Source organism: Ruegeria sp. H6 (assembly GCF_056532975.1).
On the sequence record NZ_JBQFOA010000001.1, the window covers coordinates 585,921 to 604,982 of the forward strand.

The 19,062-nt window shown below is 57.6% G+C and carries 20 protein-coding genes; 6 read left to right on the plus strand and 14 right to left on the minus strand.

Annotated elements, in window-relative coordinates:
• Positions 1-2 precede the first annotated feature (2 nt).
• From ACR0AG_RS02760 to ACR0AG_RS02785, 6 genes are all read right to left on the minus strand, one after another.
• Positions 3-458: an RrF2 family transcriptional regulator gene (locus tag ACR0AG_RS02760; protein ID WP_480836205.1), complete on the minus strand. Its 456-nt coding sequence runs from the start codon at positions 456-458 to the stop codon at positions 3-5.
• 177 nt (positions 459-635) lie between these two features.
• Positions 636-1,415, minus strand: a complete 780-nt coding sequence (locus ACR0AG_RS02765; protein ID WP_480836207.1) for an inositol monophosphatase family protein — start codon at positions 1,413-1,415, stop codon at positions 636-638.
• Between the two features lies 1 nt (position 1,416).
• Positions 1,417-2,220: an ABC transporter permease gene (locus ACR0AG_RS02770; protein ID WP_480836209.1), complete on the minus strand. Its 804-nt coding sequence runs from the start codon at positions 2,218-2,220 to the stop codon at positions 1,417-1,419.
• A complete protein-coding gene (locus ACR0AG_RS02775; RefSeq protein ID WP_480836211.1) occupies positions 2,217-3,053 on the minus strand; it encodes an ABC transporter permease in 837 nt (278 codons plus the stop codon). The genes ACR0AG_RS02770 and ACR0AG_RS02775 overlap by 4 nt, the downstream gene beginning before the upstream one ends.
• A gap of 74 nt (positions 3,054-3,127) precedes the next feature.
• The gene (locus ACR0AG_RS02780) at positions 3,128-4,270 is read right to left on the minus strand and encodes an extracellular solute-binding protein (protein WP_480836213.1); all 1,143 of its coding nucleotides are present in this window, start codon (positions 4,268-4,270) and stop codon (positions 3,128-3,130) included.
• A gap of 17 nt (positions 4,271-4,287) precedes the next feature.
• Entirely contained in the window at positions 4,288-5,460 is a 1,173-nt protein-coding gene (locus tag ACR0AG_RS02785; protein WP_480836215.1) for an ABC transporter ATP-binding protein, read from the minus strand.
• Between the two features lie 143 nt (positions 5,461-5,603).
• On the opposite strand from ACR0AG_RS02785, the gene ACR0AG_RS02790 reads away from it, so the two are divergent.
• Positions 5,604-6,617, plus strand: a complete 1,014-nt coding sequence (locus ACR0AG_RS02790) for a LacI family DNA-binding transcriptional regulator (RefSeq protein WP_480836217.1) — start codon at positions 5,604-5,606, stop codon at positions 6,615-6,617.
• A gap of 2 nt (positions 6,618-6,619) precedes the next feature.
• Entirely contained in the window at positions 6,620-7,150 is a 531-nt protein-coding gene (locus ACR0AG_RS02795) for a 2'-5' RNA ligase family protein (protein WP_480836219.1), read from the plus strand.
• A 112-nt stretch (positions 7,151-7,262) separates the two neighbouring features.
• Here the strand turns inward: ACR0AG_RS02795 and ACR0AG_RS02800 are convergent, their stop codons facing one another.
• The 8 genes from ACR0AG_RS02800 to ACR0AG_RS02835 form a co-directional block, all read right to left on the minus strand.
• Positions 7,263-9,305, minus strand: a complete 2,043-nt coding sequence (locus ACR0AG_RS02800) for an oxidoreductase (RefSeq protein ID WP_480836221.1) — start codon at positions 9,303-9,305, stop codon at positions 7,263-7,265.
• Position 9,306: 1 nt separating this feature from the next.
• A complete protein-coding gene (locus tag ACR0AG_RS02805; RefSeq protein WP_480836223.1) occupies positions 9,307-9,708 on the minus strand; it encodes an aconitase X swivel domain-containing protein in 402 nt (133 codons plus the stop codon).
• Positions 9,705-10,958: an aconitase X gene (locus ACR0AG_RS02810; RefSeq protein ID WP_480836225.1), complete on the minus strand. Its 1,254-nt coding sequence runs from the start codon at positions 10,956-10,958 to the stop codon at positions 9,705-9,707. Before ACR0AG_RS02810 ends, ACR0AG_RS02805 begins: the two co-directional genes overlap by 4 nt.
• Positions 10,959-11,230: 272 nt before the next feature.
• Positions 11,231-11,851 carry a hypothetical protein gene (locus tag ACR0AG_RS02815; RefSeq protein WP_480836227.1) on the minus strand — a complete coding sequence of 207 codons (621 nt, stop codon included), beginning with the start codon at positions 11,849-11,851 and terminating at the stop codon, positions 11,231-11,233.
• A gap of 5 nt (positions 11,852-11,856) precedes the next feature.
• Positions 11,857-12,723, minus strand: coding sequence for a hypothetical protein (locus ACR0AG_RS02820; protein ID WP_480836229.1), 867 nt, complete (start codon positions 12,721-12,723; stop codon positions 11,857-11,859).
• Between the two features lie 72 nt (positions 12,724-12,795).
• Positions 12,796-14,175 (minus strand): MATE family efflux transporter, encoded by a 1,380-nt coding sequence (locus ACR0AG_RS02825; RefSeq protein WP_480836231.1) that lies wholly within the window; start codon positions 14,173-14,175, stop codon positions 12,796-12,798.
• A gap of 12 nt (positions 14,176-14,187) precedes the next feature.
• Positions 14,188-14,775 (minus strand): helix-turn-helix domain-containing protein, encoded by a 588-nt coding sequence (locus tag ACR0AG_RS02830; RefSeq protein ID WP_480836232.1) that lies wholly within the window; start codon positions 14,773-14,775, stop codon positions 14,188-14,190.
• Positions 14,776-14,786: 11 nt separating this feature from the next.
• Positions 14,787-15,365 (minus strand): carboxymuconolactone decarboxylase family protein, encoded by a 579-nt coding sequence (locus ACR0AG_RS02835; protein WP_480836234.1) that lies wholly within the window; start codon positions 15,363-15,365, stop codon positions 14,787-14,789.
• Between the two features lie 283 nt (positions 15,366-15,648).
• Here ACR0AG_RS02835 and ACR0AG_RS02840 point away from each other — a divergent pair, with 283 nt between their 5' ends.
• The 4 genes from ACR0AG_RS02840 to ACR0AG_RS02855 are packed head-to-tail and all read left to right on the plus strand — an operon-like array spanning position 15,649 to position 19,052.
• Positions 15,649-16,395 carry an amino acid ABC transporter ATP-binding protein gene (locus ACR0AG_RS02840; RefSeq protein WP_480836236.1) on the plus strand — a complete coding sequence of 249 codons (747 nt, stop codon included), beginning with the start codon at positions 15,649-15,651 and terminating at the stop codon, positions 16,393-16,395.
• Between the two features lie 2 nt (positions 16,396-16,397).
• Complete coding sequence (locus ACR0AG_RS02845) at positions 16,398-17,240, plus strand: amino acid ABC transporter permease (RefSeq protein WP_480836238.1); 843 nt, start codon at positions 16,398-16,400, stop codon at positions 17,238-17,240.
• Between the two features lie 36 nt (positions 17,241-17,276).
• Positions 17,277-18,110, plus strand: a complete 834-nt coding sequence (locus ACR0AG_RS02850) for a transporter substrate-binding domain-containing protein (RefSeq protein ID WP_480836240.1) — start codon at positions 17,277-17,279, stop codon at positions 18,108-18,110.
• Between the two features lie 60 nt (positions 18,111-18,170).
• Positions 18,171-19,052: an amino acid ABC transporter permease gene (locus tag ACR0AG_RS02855; RefSeq protein ID WP_480836242.1), complete on the plus strand. Its 882-nt coding sequence runs from the start codon at positions 18,171-18,173 to the stop codon at positions 19,050-19,052.
• Positions 19,053-19,062 lie beyond the last annotated feature (10 nt).

Genomic DNA, 19,062 nt, shown 5'->3' on the forward strand with positions numbered 1-19,062 from the left:
TTTCAGGCGGAAAGATGGCTTGCCTCAAGGGCCCGGATCAGGTTTTTCATTCCGCGATTGCCTTCAAGCACGTCGCGTAGGGTCTTACCGTCCAATGCAACAAAGAAGCTTTCCTGAGCTTCGTTCAGTATCGGCAGCAGGCCGCATGCCGGGGTCATCACACAACAGCCCCCATCTTCTTTCATGCACTCCACCAGCGGTGTGCCCTGTTCGGATTTACGCAGCAGCCCACCGATGGAAACGTCCTCGGGGGGAAGGGCCAGGCGCATTCCTCCGTTTCGCCCACGCACCGAGACCACGTAGTTTTCGTGGGTGAGCCATTGGGAAATCTTGGCCAGATGATTGAAGGGTAGCTTCTGCATGGCCGCAATCTCACGCGTCGACATCAACCCGTCTTCGTGGGTCGCAAGGTGGATCAGGATGCGCAGCGCGTAATCTGAAAACTTGGTTATCTGCATATTCCCACATTCCCATAAAAAATAGGATTATGAAATACCTATTTATTGATGGGAGAGGAACAAAAAGGCATATGCAAGGTGAATGCCCAAGCGGCCGAATGATTTGCTATCGGGGTCTCACATGCTGATGCGGCGATGGTATTGGCTGTCTGAAATCGGCCAAGGTTCGCGACTGTATCAATGCCATCGCACGCATTTGCTGATCATAGTGCGTAGTTGCTTGTTGCAGGCAAGAATTCGGCTGCCACCTGTCAGGAAATCTTCCAGCGGATCACAGTCGAACTGCCCACCCGCTTCGACGATCATGGGCATCGCGGCGAAAGCGTCCCAGGCGTTCAGATGCGCCTCGTAATATCCTTCGGATTGCCCCGAAGCGACGGCCAGCAAACTGATCGCCGCCGATCCATTGCGGCGGTATTCCATGCCCGCATCCAGCAGTGTCTGGATCAAAGCCGTATGCTCGGCAATCGGGCGCCGGTTCGACCAGCCCAGCATCAACACCGCACGATCAGGGTCAGCACAGCCTGAAACGCTCAGCCGCGCTCCGTTCATCCAGGCGCCTGATCCCGTCGCGGCCCAGGCGAGCATATTCAGATCCGGTGCGCAGATCACGCCCAAAGGTATCTGGCCGGCTTCATAGTACGCAATGCAAACGCCCCAATCCCGATGACCGCGCATGAAGTTCGCTGTGCCGTCGATGGGGTCCACAACCCATAAGGCCTTCCCGCTGCCGGTTGCGCCGCCTTCTTCACCCAGCATCGCGTCTGATGGCCATTTTTCGGCAATCCGCTTGCGGATCAGGTCTTCGACGGCACGGTCTGCAAATGTCACAAAATCCTGCGGACCTTTTTCCGCAATAAACGCAGCATCGCGTGTATTGCGAAGGTGTTGAGCGAGCTCGCCTGCTTCCTGCGCCAGGGATTTGGCGAAAGCCAGCCGGGCTTCGATGTCGGTCATGTCAGCTTCCTACTTTTGCCAGCACGTCTGATTTCAGGAACCGCTCGATGAACAACATGAAGCCTACAGACGGCACCAGCAGAATCAACGCGGTGATCGAGGCGATCTGGTAGTTCCCTTCCATCGAAGCGGTAAACAGCAACAGGGGCATTGTGGTCACGTCCGGTACGCCGACAAAGTAAGTCCCGGTGAACTCGTCCAGCGAGATCAGAAATACGAAGATGGCGCTGGCCATCAGGCCGGGCAAGGCAAGTGGCAGAGTTACGGTAAGAAACACGGTCAAGGGCGATGCGCCTATGTTGGCGGCGGCTTCCTCCAGCTCTCGATCCACCGCAGCAAAAGCGGCAGTGGCAATCCAGACCGAAAACACCAATCCTTGAATCGTGTGCACCAGAACCACGCCCAGGTAAGTGCCGTTCAGGCCGAGGCCATAGAAAATGCGCGCGATATTCATATGCACGGCAATCGACGGAAAGGCCTGCGGCAACAGGAACAGAAGCAGAAAGAACGTGCGCCAGGGCAGGCTGCCGCGACCCAGCGCCAGCCCCGCAGGGATAGCCACGGCCAGCGATGCCAGCACGGTGAACAGCGCGATCAGAACCGAACTCCAAAGCGACTCCATGGCATTGCCTTGCGGGCGGAACACACGCTCCCAAAACGAAAAGCCATAGCTTTGGGGAAGTTTGGCGGGAAAGTACCATGTTTCGGCCACGGACCAGATCAGCATGTTGGTGATCGGGCCGAAAATGGCGAAGGCCAGCAGAGCCAAAAGGATGGCGGTCGCGGTGGTGCGCAGTACGGTCATGCCGGTTTTCCCCCTTCCCGCACACCCTGGCGCAGGTAGATCCATGCGATGACGGCTGTCATGGCATATGAGATGAAGCCAAGCGCGTTGGCGACGCCGTAATCGGAATAGGCGTTGATGCGCCATGCCATGTCGACAGTGATCATTGTTGGCGTCTGCGCGTTGATCATAAGCGGAACGGACAGCACCGACATCATCACCACATAAGACAGGATCAGCCCGACCATCAGTGTCGTGGCGACTTGTGGCACGACAATTTCGAACAGGATGCGGAAACGGGACGCGCCCAGATTACGAGCGGCTTCGAATGTCGAACGATCCAGCGCCGCCATGGCACCCGCGACCAGCAGGGCCACGAAAGGCGTTTGTTTCCAGACGAAGGTGATAACAATGCCGCGCCAGTCCAGATAGCTGGCGGCCTGCAACGGCTCCATCAATCCGGTCGAGACGATGATGTTGTTCATCATGCCGTTCTTGGCCAGAAATGTGCGCATCAACTGCGCAGCGACCACAAAAGGAATGAACAGGGGCCAGCGGTAGAGCCAGCGCAAGACCACAAGGGCAACCCGGTTTTCACCCAGCGTCAGGTAACCGCCAATGGCGACAGAGAAGCCCCCGATGATAATCGTGGACAGGGTGACGATGATCAGCGTGAACAGAATGTCGTTCGAATAAAGTGCAAACGCCTTGATGAAATTCTGAAGGCCCCAGCCGCCCAGTTCCTCATCCCGGAACGCCCAAAGCAGCGAATAGCCCAAGGGATAGAGAAACAGCAGCCCAAGCAGTACGATGGCCGGAGCGACCAGAACCAAAGAGGTTTTGCGTGTGATCATCTTTTTTCGGTCCAGAGAGTTCAGGTGCGGACCATAGGGGTCCGGCCCGCACCAAGGTTTCCGGTATTGGGAGCTTAGTTGGAAACCTTCTGTTCATACGCCTCGCGGATGTCGTCAAAATACGGACCCAGCGGGAAGGGCTTGCCTTTGGCGGCCAGATCTTCCGGTGTCACGTCGGTGAACAGTTTGTCCCAGACCTCTTTGTCAAGCGAAGTTTCAACATGCTGGGCGTCGATGCCCGGATACCAGTTGAACCGTTTGACGATGCCCTCGGCCTGCACTTCGGGGCTGGTGGCAAGGGCGATGAACTTGCGTGCGGCTTCGGCATTTTCGGCCTTGGCGGGAACGGCGTAATAGTAGGGCTGACCCGGCATCCCCGGCTCGGGCAGCAGCACTTTGAGGTTCGGGTTCAAGCGCCCATCGGCCTGCCACGTATAGAACATATCGACCCAGACCGGCCCCATCACGATCTCACCCCGGTTCATCATGTCCAGCGTGCCAGCGTTGCCCGGGGTAAAGGTGACGTTTTCATTGAACGCCTTCAGGTCGCCTAGTGCCTGATCCCAGCTGTTCTTCAGCTCAGGGTCGTAGGGGCCATTCATCAGCTGATCGGTGTTGCCCGCATAGGCATACATCCAGGCCGCCGTAAAGGCGACACCGGACATGCCGTTCTTGATCCCATTGTAACCAAACGCACCCTTGTTTTCCGCGGTCCAGGTTTTCAATTCGTCAAAACTCTTGGGCGGATTCTGAACCAGATCGGGATTGTAGGCGATCGCCGTCTGGCTGTGGAACATCGGCATGACATAACCCGTCACATCGGTGCCCAGAGCCGTTCTGGACGTGTCGCGCGTGGCCAGTTTGCCGGTGTCGATATCATCCACATATTGCTGCAACAGGCCCTCGGTCACCATCTCGCCGGTTTTCAGCTGGGTCATGACGACAACATCCGTGTCCCAGGCATCATTTCCCGCCTGCGCCTTGATCTTTTCCAGGATCGCCTGACTGCCCGCGTTTCCGGGTCCGGTGCCGACAACGTTTACCGTCCAACCCGGGTTTTGTTCCTCGAACAAGGGGCCCAGATAGTCGGTCACGTAGTCGACCATGTTCTGGCTGCCACCAGAAGCCACGTTCAATACGTTTTCGGCTTGCGCCGCACTGGTTGCGATCAGAGCTATGGCTGCTGATGCAAAAAGATTTGCAATTTTGGAAGTCATGATGTTTCTCCAGACTCTCAGAGGTGTTGCGCGGCCTGGCTCGCCGCCTCGGGTCCGGCCACGGCTGTCTGGGACTTTGCAGGAAACAGACTAATAGCCGTGGCCGGTACGCTTACATCGACCGCCGAGCCGATGGGCATCTTGTGGGTATTGTCCGCCATGATACGGGTCTCGCCGACCTGAATTTCATGACGGTAGACCGATCCCAGATACGAATGCTGAACCACTGTTCCGGGCAATGTCAGAGCGTGACCTGCCGCCCGACCCAGCTGTGCTGCATCGCTGTGAAACAGGATGTCGACCGGACCATTTCGGGCTTCGGGAAAATGGACGCCGGGAACATTTTGGTCCGGGATCGGCAGTCGGTGCAGATGGCCATCGATCTTGAGGTCGACAAACTGCGCGCCAAGGATCGCGTCACCGGTCAAGCTGTTTCCGGCCCCCATGAACCGGGCGACATAGGGGTTTGCGGGCGTATGAAACACATCCTCGGGTGTGCCGACCTGTGCAACGCGGCCCTGATTCAGGATAACCACCCGATCGGCCATCGACATCGCCTCTTCCCGGTCATGGGTGACAAGAACGGTGGTCAGACCCAGCCGTTGTTGCAGGCTGCGGATCTCGTGCCGCATATTGGCGCGGATCCCGGCGTCGAGGTTGGACAGCGGTTCATCCAGCAACAGCACCGGAGGGTCAATCGCCAACGCCCGCGCCAAGGCAACCCGCTGCCGTTGGCCGCCGGACAAGGCCCCGATCTTGCGGTGGATAAAGTCGCTCAACCCAACCAGAGCGGCCATTTCCTGGACCCGCGCTGCGATCTGAGCCTTGCTTTTCTTGCGCAGCCTCAGCCCGTATCCAATATTCTGCGCGACGTTCATATGCGGCCAGAGCGCATAGGATTGGAACATCATCGCCATTCCACGCTTCTCGGGCGTTGTGTGGCTCATGTCCTGTCCGTCGACGGAAATCGTACCGCCGCGTACCGGCACGAACCCTGCAAGCGCGCGCAATAACGTGGTCTTGCCACAGCCGGATGCGCCTAAAAGGGCAATGAACTCTCCGGCCCCTACATCAAGATCGATGTCCGACAGCACATCCTGCTCGGCATACCCCACCCGCAAGCCGCGCAGCTGAATCTCGGCTCCGAGGGTGGAAGAGGTGTTTTCGTAGTCGACCGGCGCAAGGTTCATTTTGCATCTTTCATAATTCTGCTACAAATGTAGTGAACACGTGTTCATCTAACGGTAAGAAATGACACCTTTATGACGCAAGCTAAATTTTCAGATATTCACAAAAGAAACACCAGCCCAGCGAAACGAGACCCGACTGAAACATGAATACAAGCAAAACTTCCAAACCTCGACGCGTTACAGCGAAGCAGGTTGCGCAGGCGGCCGGTGTTTCGCGCTCGGCGGTGTCCCGTGCGTTCACGCCGGGCTCACCATTGGATGAAGACAAGAAAAAGAAAATTCTTCAGGTTTCAGAGCAACTTGGATACCGGCCCAATGCATTGGCGGCAGGTCTGCAAAGCACCGGCCGATCCAACCTTGTGGCCATCGTCACGGGCGATCTGGTGAACCATTACGACAGCGAGATACTGGGCAAACTGATGCAGGGTTTGCACGGGATGGGCAAGTGGCCTGTCGTGCTTGGCGGGTCCGTCGAAACATCTGAGGCAGAAGTGCTGGAAGTCCTGGCTTACCCGCTGGATGCCCTGATTCTGCGTGGCGGGAGCGTTGAAGAATCAGTTGCGATTCACTGCGCCAAACTGAACATCCCGCTGATCGTATCCGGGCGCGTGATGCAGGCCGAAAGGGTGGATTGTGTCTGTTGCGACAACACGCACGGGGCTGAACTGGCCGTATCCCATCTCATCGTGCAAGGGAAAACCCGGTTGGGTTATCTGGGGGGGCTGGAGCATCTTTCTTCGGATCAGGAACGCAAGGCGGGCTTTGAAACCGCCTTGGCCAAAGCCGGTCTGAAACCTGCCATCATCACGCATTCCGACTTTAGCTATGAGGGCGGGTATCGCGCCATCACCCAGATACTGAACGGCAAATGCGATCTGGATGGGCTTTTTTGCGCCAATGATGCGATGGCCTTGGGCGCATTGGCGGCGGCGCGGCAAGACTTTGGCCTGTCTATCCCAGCCGAGCTTGCTGTGGTGGGCTTTGATGACATCGCGATTGCCCAATGGCCCAGCTTTCAGCTGTCCACTGTGCGCAACGACATGGATCAGACAGTTTCAGAGATTTTGCGACTGCTGTCCGAAAGATTGGATCAACCGGAAAAACCCAGCGAGACCGTATTCATCGCTCCGGAATTTATTTCTCGGGGGACGCACTGACCATGAAGGCCGATGTCGCAACCTATTCCGTCTGGATGATCCCCGAGGATCCGGATCTGACCGACTTGCGCACGCGGATCAGAAATTTCGCCGATGCGCACGGCACCCCGTCCTTTGTGCCGCATGTGACACTTATGGGTGATCTTGCGGGGGAAGAAGAAGAACTGGGCGCACTTCTTGGTCGAATGTCGACCGGGTTCTCATGTCACAATTTGACCGTAACTGGCGTGAAGGCCGAAGATCTTTTCTTTAAGTCTTTGTATCTGGACCTGTCGCCAACGCCCGATCTGCTATGCAATCAAGCGTCGCTGGCGCAGGGTTTGCCGGCCTCTCAGCGCCCCCGCGCGTTTCAGCCTCATGTCAGCATGGCTTATGGTCCGATCGAACCCGAGGTCAAAGCGTTAGAAACCCAAAGTCTGAACAGTCTGATTGGTGCTACGTTCAGGTTCCGGTACATGCATTTGGTCAAATCCAGCCAGAACGTACCGCTTGAAGAATGGGAAACACTGCAATCATTCAGGCTCAAACCCTAACAATCAGGTGCTTGGGCACCAGATTCAGCCTGCTGTTTCCGATGTTGCAATTACCGGGCCGCATATTGGATCAGCCCGACCTCAGTGTAGTACGTGCCGGTTGTTGTGACGATCACAACCCTCGTGCATAGCGCAGTCCGTCAAAAACGGCTGCGTGGATGTTCCGCGCGGACACGGCGTCTCCGATGCGAAACAGCTGGAACTGCCCGTCGGGGTTGGCGCTGATCGTTTGGGGCGCTCCGGTTGCCAGGGCGTCGTAATCCACCGCACCACCGTTGCGCGATAGCGGCACCAGATCGAAATAGATATCCGCCAGCGGTGTCGTACCGTGATTCACGACAATCTGATCGAAGCTGCGGGTTTCAACCAGATCTTCGCAATAGTCGCTGCTGATTTGCGCGCTCAGTTGGTTGCCATCTCTCGTCACACCGATCAGTCGGCGCGCCATGGTAAAGGTCACGTCCTTTGGTTGAAGCGCGCGCATGTATGGTGTCAGGTTCATCCCCATCACATCCGGCGAAATGTTGCGATCAGGGCCCATGAACTCCAGCTTGGCGCCGGAATTGGCGATCACCTCGGCCGCCTGAAGGGCCACATGGTCGCCGCCATCGTCGAACAACAATACATTTGTCCCCGGTTTCACGTCGCCCGAGATGATGTCCCAAGTGCTGACAAGCGCTTCGTTGCCGCTGTCAAACAGATCGGTCTGGGGCATACCGCCTGTGGCGATGATCACGGCGTCCGGGGCCAAGGCGGTGACGTCCGCAGCCTCGGCCCAGCTATTGAAACGGAAGGCCACGTCCCGATCAATACATTGCTGCATGCGCCAGTCGATAATCGACAACAGCTCGCGGCGGCGCGGATTTTGCCCGGCCAAAAGGATCTGACCTCCGGGCTGATCCGCCGCCTCGAACACGGTCACCGTGTGCCCACGATCCGCGGCAACCCGCGCGGCCTCAAGCCCCGCCGGTCCAGCGCCGACCACCACAACGTTTTTCGATGTCTCCGCCCGGGTGGTCTGATGCGGCACATCAAGCTCGCGCCCTGTGGACGGGTTGTGGGTGCACAAGGCTGCCTCGCCCAGGTAAATCCGGTCGAGGCAATAGGTCGCCCCAACGCAAGGGCGAATGCGGTCTTCTTGCCCATCCAGAATTTTTTGTACGATATAGGGATCGGCCATATGGGCGCGGGTCATACCAACCATGTCCAGTTTGCCGCTGGACACTGCGTGGCGCGCCGTGGCCACATCGGGAATGCGTGCGGCGTGGAAAATCGGCAGGTTGGTCATTTTCTTGACCTCACCGACAAAATCCAGATGCGGGGCGGATTTCATGCCCGTCACCGGAATCACATCGACCATGGCCGGATCCGTATTGCAGCGCCCTCGTATGACGTTGATAAAGTCGATCATCCCGTCATCTTCCAATTGGCGAACGATCCGCAGCCCCTCGTTTTCATCAATGCCACCGGATTTGTAGTCCTCGGCAACAGTTTGCCGGATGCCCACGATAAACGCGGACCCTACGCGGTCACGCACCGCACGAATTACCCGGTCAAAGAAATGCATCCGCTCGGGCAGGCTGCCGCCGTAATCATCGTCGCGACGATTGATCTGGTCGGTCATGAACTGATTGATCAGGTGGCAATAAGAGTGCAGTTCGACCCCATCGAGCCCCGCGGCCTGCATGCGTTCAGCCGCATCTGCATAGTCATTCACGATCCGGTCGATGTCCCAGGGCTCGGCAGGTTTGGGAAAGCCGCGATGAGCCGGTTCGCGCACATCGGATGAGCTGATCAGGGGCAGCCAGTCACCGGTATTCCAATGCGACCGACGGCCCAGATGCGTAAGCTGGATCATTACCGCGCAGCCGTGGTCATGACATTCGTCTGTCAGCGCCTTCATCCACGGGACGATTTCGTCCTTATAGGCCAGAAGGTTGCCAAAGGTGGGCGGACTGTCCCGCGACACCACCGCAGACCCGGCCGTCATTGTCATCGCCAACCCACCTTTGGCGCGTTCGACATGATAGGCCCGGTATCGATCCTTTGGCATGCCATCTTCGCCATAGGCGGGCTCGTGGCTGGTGCTCATGATCCGGTTTTTCAACACCAGATGTTTAAGCTGGAAGGGCTGCAGCAAAGGGTCTTTGGACATGTCAGGCTCTTTCAATCTGCCCGTTGCGGGCAATGGAAATGGCGTCATGAGTTTGAAAAGGGGGGTCTGGCAGAACAACAACCGGGATTGTGTGCCAGTCCATCTGTCTGGCAACAATCACCCCCACAGGCAAGATGGCATCGCGCTCACCCAAAATCAGGGCCTTGGGCGCCATCTGCTTGTAAAACAGCTCAAGGATCACCGCCGACGAGCTGCTGGAGCCGATCAGTTGCGGGATCACCAACATCTTGTCCTTTATCGTCTCACCGCGTTGCGGGTGACCGGCCAGGGTTACCTCTGACGTGACCGGGTCGACGCCGCCCCAAAAGCTGATCGGAGCGTCAAAGCGCAGGACCTTGCCCTGTGCTTGACCTTCGAACAGAATCTCGGACTGCCAGCTCATGCCCATAATTTCCGATCCCAAACCACGTGGCCCGATTGCGCGCTGGCGACGCAATCCGCCAGGGTTCCGAAAACGGGAAGATGCCCGGTATTGCCGGTGGCGTAATGGGCGAATTTTGCCGAATTGGTCATCATCACTCCTGGCTCAGCGGGCAGGATCGGGGTGACGACCACACAGGTATCGACGACAAACTCGACGCCAAGCTCGGTCAGCATCCTGTCAGCGCCGGTTGCCTGAAGCTCGGACACTGTGTGGCGGCCCATGCAGATGAAAACCGGCACCCTGAACGCTTTGCCATCCGCAAGGCGAAGAAGCTCCAGACATTCTGCGGTGCTGAAATGCGGGCTTCCAAGTGCGACGCTGTCAATCGGCCCAGCCTTGGCAAGGCTCAGACGGTCGCGGGCGTCATTGACCATCTCTTGCGTCACAGCAACAGTCTGTTCCGGGGGGTGCCCGCCCAAAGCCGTGTCCAGATCAGGCGCTTCGGGGGTCATACCCACGATATGAGTCAAAGCGACCGCTCCGGTGGACGCCGCGCCGGCGCACAGCGCTTTCAGCTCGTCATCGCTGGCCGCGCCCGGCATTCCGGTCACAGCGCAAACGGTTTCCCCCGCCAGCCGTCCGATGATCGACCCCAACACCGGGTAGAACGCGGATTGAGCCAACAGCTGAGGCGAAAGGGCCGAAACGTCCAGAACCAGCTTTGCATATCGGTTCTCGGGTTTGTGTAACCCGTAATAGGGCGCGCGGGCAGAGATGGCGCAGGCAATATCCAGGAAATCCCCATAGCGGTTGGTGCGTGCACCCAAGACGGTATTGGTGAAGGCAACGGCGTTCGATTCACCCCAAGCAACCTGTTGCCCAAATGCGGGGCGCGCGCCCGCCTGATAGGGCGCACATGTCCAACTGGGCGTACATCCCATGCGTTCATGCGCCACCATCAGCCGATAGGCCATCTTGCGCTGGTCGGGTGGCAAACGACACTGATCGGGGTTGAGCAGGTTTAGCGCCCCGACATTGGTGGTCGCGGGCACTTTGACCCGCGCGCCGCTTTCAGCCAGTTTCTCGCAATAAAGCGCGCCGGAATCGCCGTGATACAGACATCCGTCAATATGGCTGGAATGGATTTCCACCAGCCGGTCCGCACCCAGCATCCGGGCGGTTTCGACCACGACCTCGATTGCCATCTGATCGCCTTTGGTGCCGACCGCACCGGTCAGAATGGCCTTTTCATCGTCAGTCAGGAACATGGTCGGTGCGCAGTTGTTTTTGTTGTTTCAAGACGATCTGTGCGCATGTTTCGCTCAGGGCACAAGAAAATTTTCACTACCCATCGGGTGAAATGAACAGACCACTTCGAAGAAAATCTAAACTAGTTTCCTCCTACGCATAGACGCCTGGTGGTTATTCACAAGACCTGGCCTAAATTTCTCAGCCATTTTTGCGATGATGCGGCGGATGGGGATCGAAAGGCTCTGGCAATAAGCCGCCGCGATTTGTTCGTCGCGATACACAACGCTTTTTACAGACATTTGGGTGTCTGCGCCAAACGGGCGTTCATTTCGACGTTAAGCTGATTAAAGATGTGATCGAACTTGGCTGCCGTCGTCGGAAATGCATCAGTCTCGGGGATCTGAGACAGGCTGTCGGCGATCATCCAGTTGCATTGCTGCCCATAGATGGTCGCGACCCTGCAGAAAGCCCGTTCATCCTTCCAGATATCGGGCTGAGAAAAGAGCGAACGACAGAACTCCAGATTTTCCGCTTTGTTGTCAGAAATACCCCTGTTGCCAGCGCCTGTCGCATACCCGAAACCCAGGGCCAGAGCGAACGCGGCAGCGCAAAAGGACGCGATCAAGCCCTGAGACCGATCTACCCCGAAAAGGTAGGCCGCAACACCTCCTACCAGTGCCAGCGCGGCCGGAATGACGTCCCCGACAACGCCGACGCGGCTGGTTCCACCGGCCACGCCTGCAACCGCGCCGAGCGTTGCCAGGCCGAAGACAAGAATAATGAGGCTTTTCCGCTCATGAGGTTCTGTAACGCAATACGCCACAGCGCCGACCAAGATGACAGAAAGTGCAACGGAGATCGCAATGATCGGTACGTCGAACTTAAGGCTTTCGATGATTGTGTGAAACATCGGTGTCACTCCTCGATTGCCCCGATTGCCATGTACCGGGTCAATGCCTGGATATTGTTGGTATGAAAGTAAATTTCCGGGCCTTCGTATTTCTGCGAAGGTACGCCGTTACCAGACGTCCTGGTTATCGGTATCGCCAGCTGTGAATATCCGCAATCCGCAAGGTTCGCTTCGGCTGCGTGTGCAGCCTTGAGGGTTGCCGAAGAAGCCAGCCCGACGTCTTTGAACAAAGGAGCTGGATCGGCTATCTCGATAGCATTGGGCGCATAAATTCTGCCCAAATCGTCGGCATTGAATTCGCTCATCTGCGCGACAACATTTGCAGCTTGCTGTTCGATCAGGAATGGCATGCCAGACTGCGTGCGCATATGATCAAGTGCAGCCTGAACCTGATCAAAGCTGCCTGACCCGCCGGCCAGCATGTCACCAAGATCAACGGACATGAAAACATCAAAGCCTTCGGACTTGAGCGGATCGGTTGGGTCGCCCGGCGACCGTGATGTTACAAGTGTGGGGCATTTAATCCGGCTCCCTGCCGAACCGGCAGCGCCCGCTGCAACTGGCAACACTTCATGTGTTCCGCCGATTTTGACCTCGGTTTCCTTTGCGAACACTTGAAAATGCATACTGTCCGACCAATCCGTGTGACCCGAAGGCTCCCAGTTTTTGTCAAAATACGCCTGGTCGGCCAGGCACAGCAGCAACGCGTGCCTGAAGTTTGTGATGTCCTGAGCATTCGAGGCGCCCTGAAACGCCTCGATTTCGTTTCGACACATGTCGTTGTAGATACTCGACGGATGGGCGCCGGCTGCGGTGATGCCCAATGCAAAAGAAGAAATGGAAGCAGTCAAAAGGACATAGTATCTAATCATTTCAAACTCCTAAATCATCTCGGTATGATCCAGACAAAGCAACTTTGCGAGGGTCGCAATCCTGCCCGTTTATCACTTCGGGGCGGCCCGCCACAATCCACCGATCTCTACCTGTGCGATGCGTGTGGTCAGTACCAGCGCAATGATCCAACCGGTCACCACGGCCGCCGCCGTGCCCAGCCACACCCCGATTTCGCTGAACCCCAGAATTCCGATAAATACCCAGACAAAGAAGGCAACGCCGAACCCCTGTCGATACAGGCTGATCCAGACCGTCCAGATCGGTTTTTTGAAGGCTTGCAGCAATGAGTTGATCGAAAACAGCATCATGTAAAAAGGCAGGATCAGGCTGTCGACGCGCAGATAGCTGACGCCGACCCGGATTACCTGCGGGTCGGTGGTGAACAGGCGCAAAAGCAGGGGGCCACCAAGCCAGAGGATGGGGATTGCGATCAGTGACATGATGAACCCGACGCGCCAGCAATAAAACAGCGCGGCGCGGACCCGGTGCGTGTCGCGCGCGCCGAAATTCTGCGACGCGATTGGCAGCAAGGCGCCCGTGACGCCCAAAATGGGCAGTAACAGAACCTGCTCAAGGCGGATGGCGATGGCATAGCCGGCAATGGCATGTTCCCCGAACAGTTTCAGGGCAAATTGAATGACAAAAGCCGACAAAAGCATGACCGAAAAAGAGACAGCCGTGGGCAGAACCTGCACAGAGATTTCGGCAAAACGTTTCAGGCGCGGCGGGAAATAGGCGGGGCGCAATCGTTTCATCCGCCGCCGTCGCAGAACTTGCCGGATCAAAAAGATCATCACGCCCGTCTGGCTGATCACGGTGGACAGGGCCAGACCGTCAAAGCCGATCCCCGGGATCACGCCCGGTATCCCATAGATCAAAAGCGGGTTCAGCACGATATTGGCCAGAAATGCCACGATAAGCGCTCGTTGCATCGAAACTGCATCGCCATGGGCCTGAAGAATGCCGTTGCAGCCATGGGCCAGCAGGAACCCCGGCATCGCCAGAAGCAGCCAGTAGAAATAGCGCAACCCGGCATCACGATACGCGCCGGGCTCCGAGACAAGTTGGATCAACAAGGGCCCGAACCACAACCCCGCCAGCGCCAGCACGCAGGACGCGACAAACCCGTATGTCATCCCCTGCGCCGCCAGCCGTCGCGCCGTTCGGGTGTCGCCCGCACCCAGGGCGTTGCCGACCAGTGCGCTCATGGCCGCGCCCAAGCCGACGCCGACCGAGATTGAGATGAAAAAGGCCTGAAATCCAAGGGCAAGCCCGGCTTGCGCGCTGGTCGACAAAAGCCCGGCAAAGAAGATGTCGACGATGTTGTACAGCGTGCTGAACAGCATGCCGACGGCGCCGGGAACGGCCAGCGCCCGAAAGTGACCAGGGATTGACCCTTTGGTCAGATCAAGGTCAATTGCCTGTGCCATGTCACCGGCGCTTCACGGGCGCTCGGCCTGAACGGTCAGGAACACGAACTCGGGCGTCAGCACTTCCTCGAACCCGTGGTTCAGTTCTGCGTCCACGCTGATGGAATCGCCCGCCGACAGGGTAAAGCGCGCCTCGCCATAGCGATAGACGGCCTGGCCTTCGATCACCTGCACGAAAACCACGCCATGACCGACATAGGTGGGGGGTGGACCACCTTCGCGCAGCAGCGTGACCTGGCGCGCCTGAAAGCGCAGGTCTTTGCGCGAATGCAGCGCCAGATTGACATATTCGTGGCTGTGGCCAACCGCGATGCGGGTCGATTTCAGCCCCTCGCCATGGCGCACAAGGGTATAGTCCGTATGATCGGTGCGCGCCTCGCGGAACAGGGAAACAATTGGAACCTCAAGCGCTTCGGCCAGCGCGGCCAGCGTGTCGATCGAGGGCGACACCAACCCGTTTTCAATGCGGCTGACCATGGCGGCCGAAATGCCCGAGTGTTCAGCCAACTGACGTGCGGATTGCTTGCGGCTCTGGCGCAGTTCTTTCAGCGAAGCGCCGATTGCGCGGTCGATCTGTCTGCCCGGAGTGTCCGCTTGCATGATCCGTCCTTTCACTCGCTGCTGTAATACCCCACGACATCGCCCTCGGTGGTGACGCCAAGGCCATTCAGCAACCGGTTGGCATAGTTGAAATAGCCGACGATCTGGTTGATTTCGAGGATCTCTCCGTCCGCCCATCCGGCCTCTCGCAAGGTGGACACATCAGATTCGACCATCGCCCCGGGGGAAACGGTCAGCTTTTCGGCATATCTGAGCGCCTCAAGATGTGCCCCGTCGAACGCGTCTTGCGGGCGATGGGCCTTAAGCGCGGCCTCGATCTTGTCGGCGCGGTCCTCGTCCCCGATCAGGTGCCGCGCATTCGCCCAGTGATTGGCATAGGAATAGGGGCAGGTGTTCAGTGTCGAGACATAAGAGCTGATAACCTCCTGAAACCACATCGGAACGGTGTTGACCTGATCGTGCAGGCAGGCCCGGTACAAAACCACATGCCCTTTCATGGTGTTGGGGCGCAGGGAATGGACACGCATCACATTGTCCACCGTGCCATGCGGCGTGCGCGCCAGATCCAGAGTGGCCTGTAACTGTGCGTCGGCATCTTCGTCAGATATCATCCTGATCCATGCGGACATTCACGGTTCCTCCTTTGATCATCGGCACAAATTTCAGGCAGTGCCGTCGGCAGTCATGAGTTTTTTATTGACGAGTATTGCATATTAAGCAACCATATTAATTACGGTGCAACAAAATTAAGGAATCTCCATCCCTGAACGACCGCTTTGAGCGATCACAGCTGCGTGACGCAGATCGTATCGCCGCTTTGGAATGGTCGGTCAGGTCGCGAAGCGGGGCGAAAAGCGCCCCTGACGACAAAAGGCAACCGATACCGATGTCCCGAACCCAGACAGGCACGACATGACCCAAGCCGCTCCGATGATCGAAGTGACCAATCTGGACAAGTATTATGGCACGTTCCATGCGCTGAAGGACATTGATCTGACGGTGCATCAGGGCGAAAAAGTCGTGATCTGCGGCCCCTCCGGTTCCGGCAAATCGACTCTGATCCGCTGTTTCAACGGGCTGGAATGGCACAATTCCGGCCGCCTCGTGATCGATGGGATTGAGGTCTATGACGGGGCCAAAGAGATCCGCGAGCTGCGTCAGGAAGTCGGCATGGTGTTCCAGCAGTTCAACCTGTTCCCGCATCTGACCGTTTTGGAAAACCTGACAATCGGCCCGATGAAAGTGCGCAAGATATCGAAAGCGCAAGCCGAGGAAACCGCGCGCAAATATCTGGAGCGTGTGCATATCCCGGAACAGGCCGACAAATACCCCGCGCAGCTGTCGGGCGGGCAGCAACAGCGCGTGGCCATTGCGCGATCCCTGTGCATGGAAACCCGGATCATGCTGTTTGATGAGCCGACATCCGCGCTGGACCCCGAGATGATCAACGAGGTGCTGGATGTGATGGTCGAGCTGGCCGATACCGGCATGACCATGGTCGTCGTCACCCATGAAATGGGATTTGCCCGCAAGGTCGCGGACACGATGGTGTTCATGGAGGCGGGGCGGATCGTCGAAATCTCACCCCCCGAACAGTTCTTTACCAATCCTTCCAGTGAACGGTGCCGCTTGTTCCTGGATCAGATTCTGGCCCACTGAGCATGAGCGATCTGGGCATATCCGGCGCGAAGGGCCAGCCCTTGCCCAAGCCGCCGTTCTTCAAGCGGTTCTTCGATTCGGTTCTGATTTCCGTCGTGATCTACGCGGTCATTGTCGGGCTGATCGCTTATGGCGCGTATACCGGCGCGCAGAGCATGGGGTACAACTGGCAATGGTATCGCGTGCCGCAATTCCTCTATCGTAACACCGAGGTCGGGTTTGAATGGGGTGAGATCCCAATCGGGCTGGTGGCCACGATAAAACTGTCGGTGATCTCGTTTGTGCTGGCCACGGTGATCGGATTGCTGATCGCATTGCTGCGGCTGTCGGGCCTTGTAATTGGATCCGCCGTGGCGGTTGGATTTCTGGAACTGATCCGCAACATTCCGCTGCTGGTTCTGCTCTATCTCTTTTACTACGTGCTTGGCCCGATCTTCGGGTTCGACCGCTATACTGCCAGCATTCTGACGCTGGCCGTTTTCCATTCGGCCCTGATCTCGGAAATCTTCCGGGCGGGGATCAACGCGATCCCGACCGGCCAGTGGGAAGCTGCGAAATCCATCGGGATGAGCCCGCTTCAGACCTATCGCTATATCATCCTGCCGCAATCGGTGCGCTTCATGCTGCCGCCGATGACGGGCGAGGTGGTTCACCTGATCAAATCCTCGGCGATTGTCAGCGTGATTGCGGTGGCTGAGCTGACCACCTTTGGCCGCAACATCATTTCCGATACCTACATGAGTTTCGAAATCTGGTTCACCATCGCCTTGGTCTATCTGGTGGTGACCCTGATCCTGTCGATTGGCGTAAGCCATCTGGAGAAGAAATATGCCGTCGACCAATAAATCTGAAAACTATGTCGGACAACAAGGAGAACCAAGATGAAGCTTTCTCGCAGAATGTTGGGGGCTGCCCTCGGCGCGGTCGTGGCAACAAGTGTCGCCACATCGGGGTGGGCGCAAAGCGCGACCCAGGGCCTGTCCAGCGAAAGTGTGGTTGAAACCATCAAACAGGACGGTGTGATCCGTATCGGACTGTCGCTGTTTGTGCCGTGGTCGATGCGCGACAAGAACGGCGACCTGATCGGGTTTGAACTGGATGTGGGCCGCAAACTTGCTGAAGATATGGGGGTCGAAGTTGAATTTGTCCCCACAGCCTGGGACGGTATCATCCCAGCGCTGGTATCGGGCAACTTCGACGTGATCATCTCGGGCATGTCGGTGACGGCGCAGCGGAACCTGACCATCAACTTCACTAACCCTTATGCCTATTCGGGCCTGGCCATCATGGCCAACAAAGAACTGACCGAAGGCATGACGATGGCCGATCTGAACTCGCCTGACGTGACCTTCACTGCGCGCCGGGGCGCGACGCCTGCTGTGGTGATTGCCGAAAACTTCCCCGAAGCGAACCTGCTGCTGTTTGATGAAGACGGCGCATCGGCACAGGAAGTTCTGAATGGCAATGCCCACGCCACGATGGCGGCACAGCCAACCCCCAACCGCGAGGCCGGTCGCAACCCCGAGACTTTGCGTGTGATCGAAGGCGATCTGTTTGATCCGCGCGGCGAAGGCTTCGCGCTGCGCAAGGGCGACCCGGATGCGCTGAACTTCTTCAACAACTGGATTGCCCAGCAATGGCGTTCCGGCTGGCTGGAAGAACGTCACAATTACTGGTTCGCCACCGAAGAGTGGGCCGATCAGGTTGCGCAATAACTGAACTGACAGGGGGCGCGGCGGCAACGCCGTCCCCAACCCAGACGCGGAGCGGAACCGGTGCAAGACTTCCTGAAAAAACTGAAATGGCCCGATTACTTGATCGTGGCGGTTCTGATCGCGTTTTTCGGGTATATCTGGCTGTCGATCGAAGGCACGCTGAACTACAAATGGCGATGGGAACTGATCCCCGGCTACATCGTCGGCTGGCATTCGGGGCGCGAGGAATACTTTGCCAACCTGCTGTTACAGGGCCTTGTGGCAACGATCCGCATCAGCATCTATTCGGGCATTCTGGCCCTGATCCTGGGCACTATTCTGGGCGTGGCGCGCTGTTCGGGTAATCTGACGATCCGCATGCTGGCCCGCACCTATCTTGAATTTCTGCGCAACGTACCGCCGGTCGTTGTGGTCTTTATCTTCTTCTTCTTCCTGTCCCAACAGCTGATCGACGCGCTGAACCTGGATCGCTGGGCCCGCAGCATTGCGCGGCAAGAGGACAATCAAGTTTGGGAATTCTTCTTTGGCGACATGCGCCGCTTTCCCTCTCTGGTCTCGGGTGTCATCGTACTGGCCCTGTTCGAAAGCGCCTTTGTCGGCGAGATCGTCCGCGCCGGGATCCAGTCGATTCCCAAAGGCCAGCGCGAGGCAGCACGATCCATTGGCATGAGCCGGTTTCAGGAACTGCGCTACGTGGTCCTGCCGCAGGCGATGAAGAAAGTGGTGCCGCCGCTGGCCAATCAGTTTATCTCACTGATCAAGGACAGCTCGATCCTGTCGCTGATTTCGGTGCAGGAACTGACCTATAAAACGGTCGAACTGGTTGCCTCGTCCCGCATGATATTCGAGGCATGGATCACCACGGCGGGGTTCTATTTCGTCGTCTGTTTTGGCCTCAGCCGCTTGTTCGCACGGCTCGAAAAACGCTCGGACAAGCGCTAACGCGCCGGGC

Coding starts and splice junctions, on each gene's coding strand:
- ACR0AG_RS02810 (WP_480836225.1), bottom strand. CDS start 10,958: ATGTTCCTGACTGACGATGAAAAGGCCATTCTGACCGGTGCGGTCGGC.
- ACR0AG_RS02850 (WP_480836240.1), top strand. CDS start 17,277: ATGAAGCTTTCTCGCAGAATGTTGGGGGCTGCCCTCGGCGCGGTCGTG.
- ACR0AG_RS02830 (WP_480836232.1), bottom strand. CDS start 14,775: ATGCAAGCGGACACTCCGGGCAGACAGATCGACCGCGCAATCGGCGCT.
- ACR0AG_RS02765 (WP_480836207.1), bottom strand. CDS start 1,415: ATGACCGACATCGAAGCCCGGCTGGCTTTCGCCAAATCCCTGGCGCAG.
- ACR0AG_RS02760 (WP_480836205.1), bottom strand. CDS start 458: ATGCAGATAACCAAGTTTTCAGATTACGCGCTGCGCATCCTGATCCAC.
- ACR0AG_RS02775 (WP_480836211.1), bottom strand. CDS start 3,053: ATGATCACACGCAAAACCTCTTTGGTTCTGGTCGCTCCGGCCATCGTA.
- ACR0AG_RS02800 (WP_480836221.1), bottom strand. CDS start 9,305: ATGTCCAAAGACCCTTTGCTGCAGCCCTTCCAGCTTAAACATCTGGTG.
- ACR0AG_RS02840 (WP_480836236.1), top strand. CDS start 15,649: ATGACCCAAGCCGCTCCGATGATCGAAGTGACCAATCTGGACAAGTAT.
- ACR0AG_RS02820 (WP_480836229.1), bottom strand. CDS start 12,723: ATGATTAGATACTATGTCCTTTTGACTGCTTCCATTTCTTCTTTTGCA.
- ACR0AG_RS02790 (WP_480836217.1), top strand. CDS start 5,604: ATGAATACAAGCAAAACTTCCAAACCTCGACGCGTTACAGCGAAGCAG.
- ACR0AG_RS02825 (WP_480836231.1), bottom strand. CDS start 14,175: ATGGCACAGGCAATTGACCTTGATCTGACCAAAGGGTCAATCCCTGGT.
- ACR0AG_RS02815 (WP_480836227.1), bottom strand. CDS start 11,851: ATGTTTCACACAATCATCGAAAGCCTTAAGTTCGACGTACCGATCATT.
- ACR0AG_RS02780 (WP_480836213.1), bottom strand. CDS start 4,270: ATGACTTCCAAAATTGCAAATCTTTTTGCATCAGCAGCCATAGCTCTG.
- ACR0AG_RS02835 (WP_480836234.1), bottom strand. CDS start 15,365: ATGTCCGCATGGATCAGGATGATATCTGACGAAGATGCCGACGCACAG.
- ACR0AG_RS02805 (WP_480836223.1), bottom strand. CDS start 9,708: ATGAGCTGGCAGTCCGAGATTCTGTTCGAAGGTCAAGCACAGGGCAAG.
- ACR0AG_RS02845 (WP_480836238.1), top strand. CDS start 16,398: ATGAGCGATCTGGGCATATCCGGCGCGAAGGGCCAGCCCTTGCCCAAG.
- ACR0AG_RS02785 (WP_480836215.1), bottom strand. CDS start 5,460: ATGAACCTTGCGCCGGTCGACTACGAAAACACCTCTTCCACCCTCGGA.
- ACR0AG_RS02770 (WP_480836209.1), bottom strand. CDS start 2,220: ATGACCGTACTGCGCACCACCGCGACCGCCATCCTTTTGGCTCTGCTG.
- ACR0AG_RS02795 (WP_480836219.1), top strand. CDS start 6,620: ATGAAGGCCGATGTCGCAACCTATTCCGTCTGGATGATCCCCGAGGAT.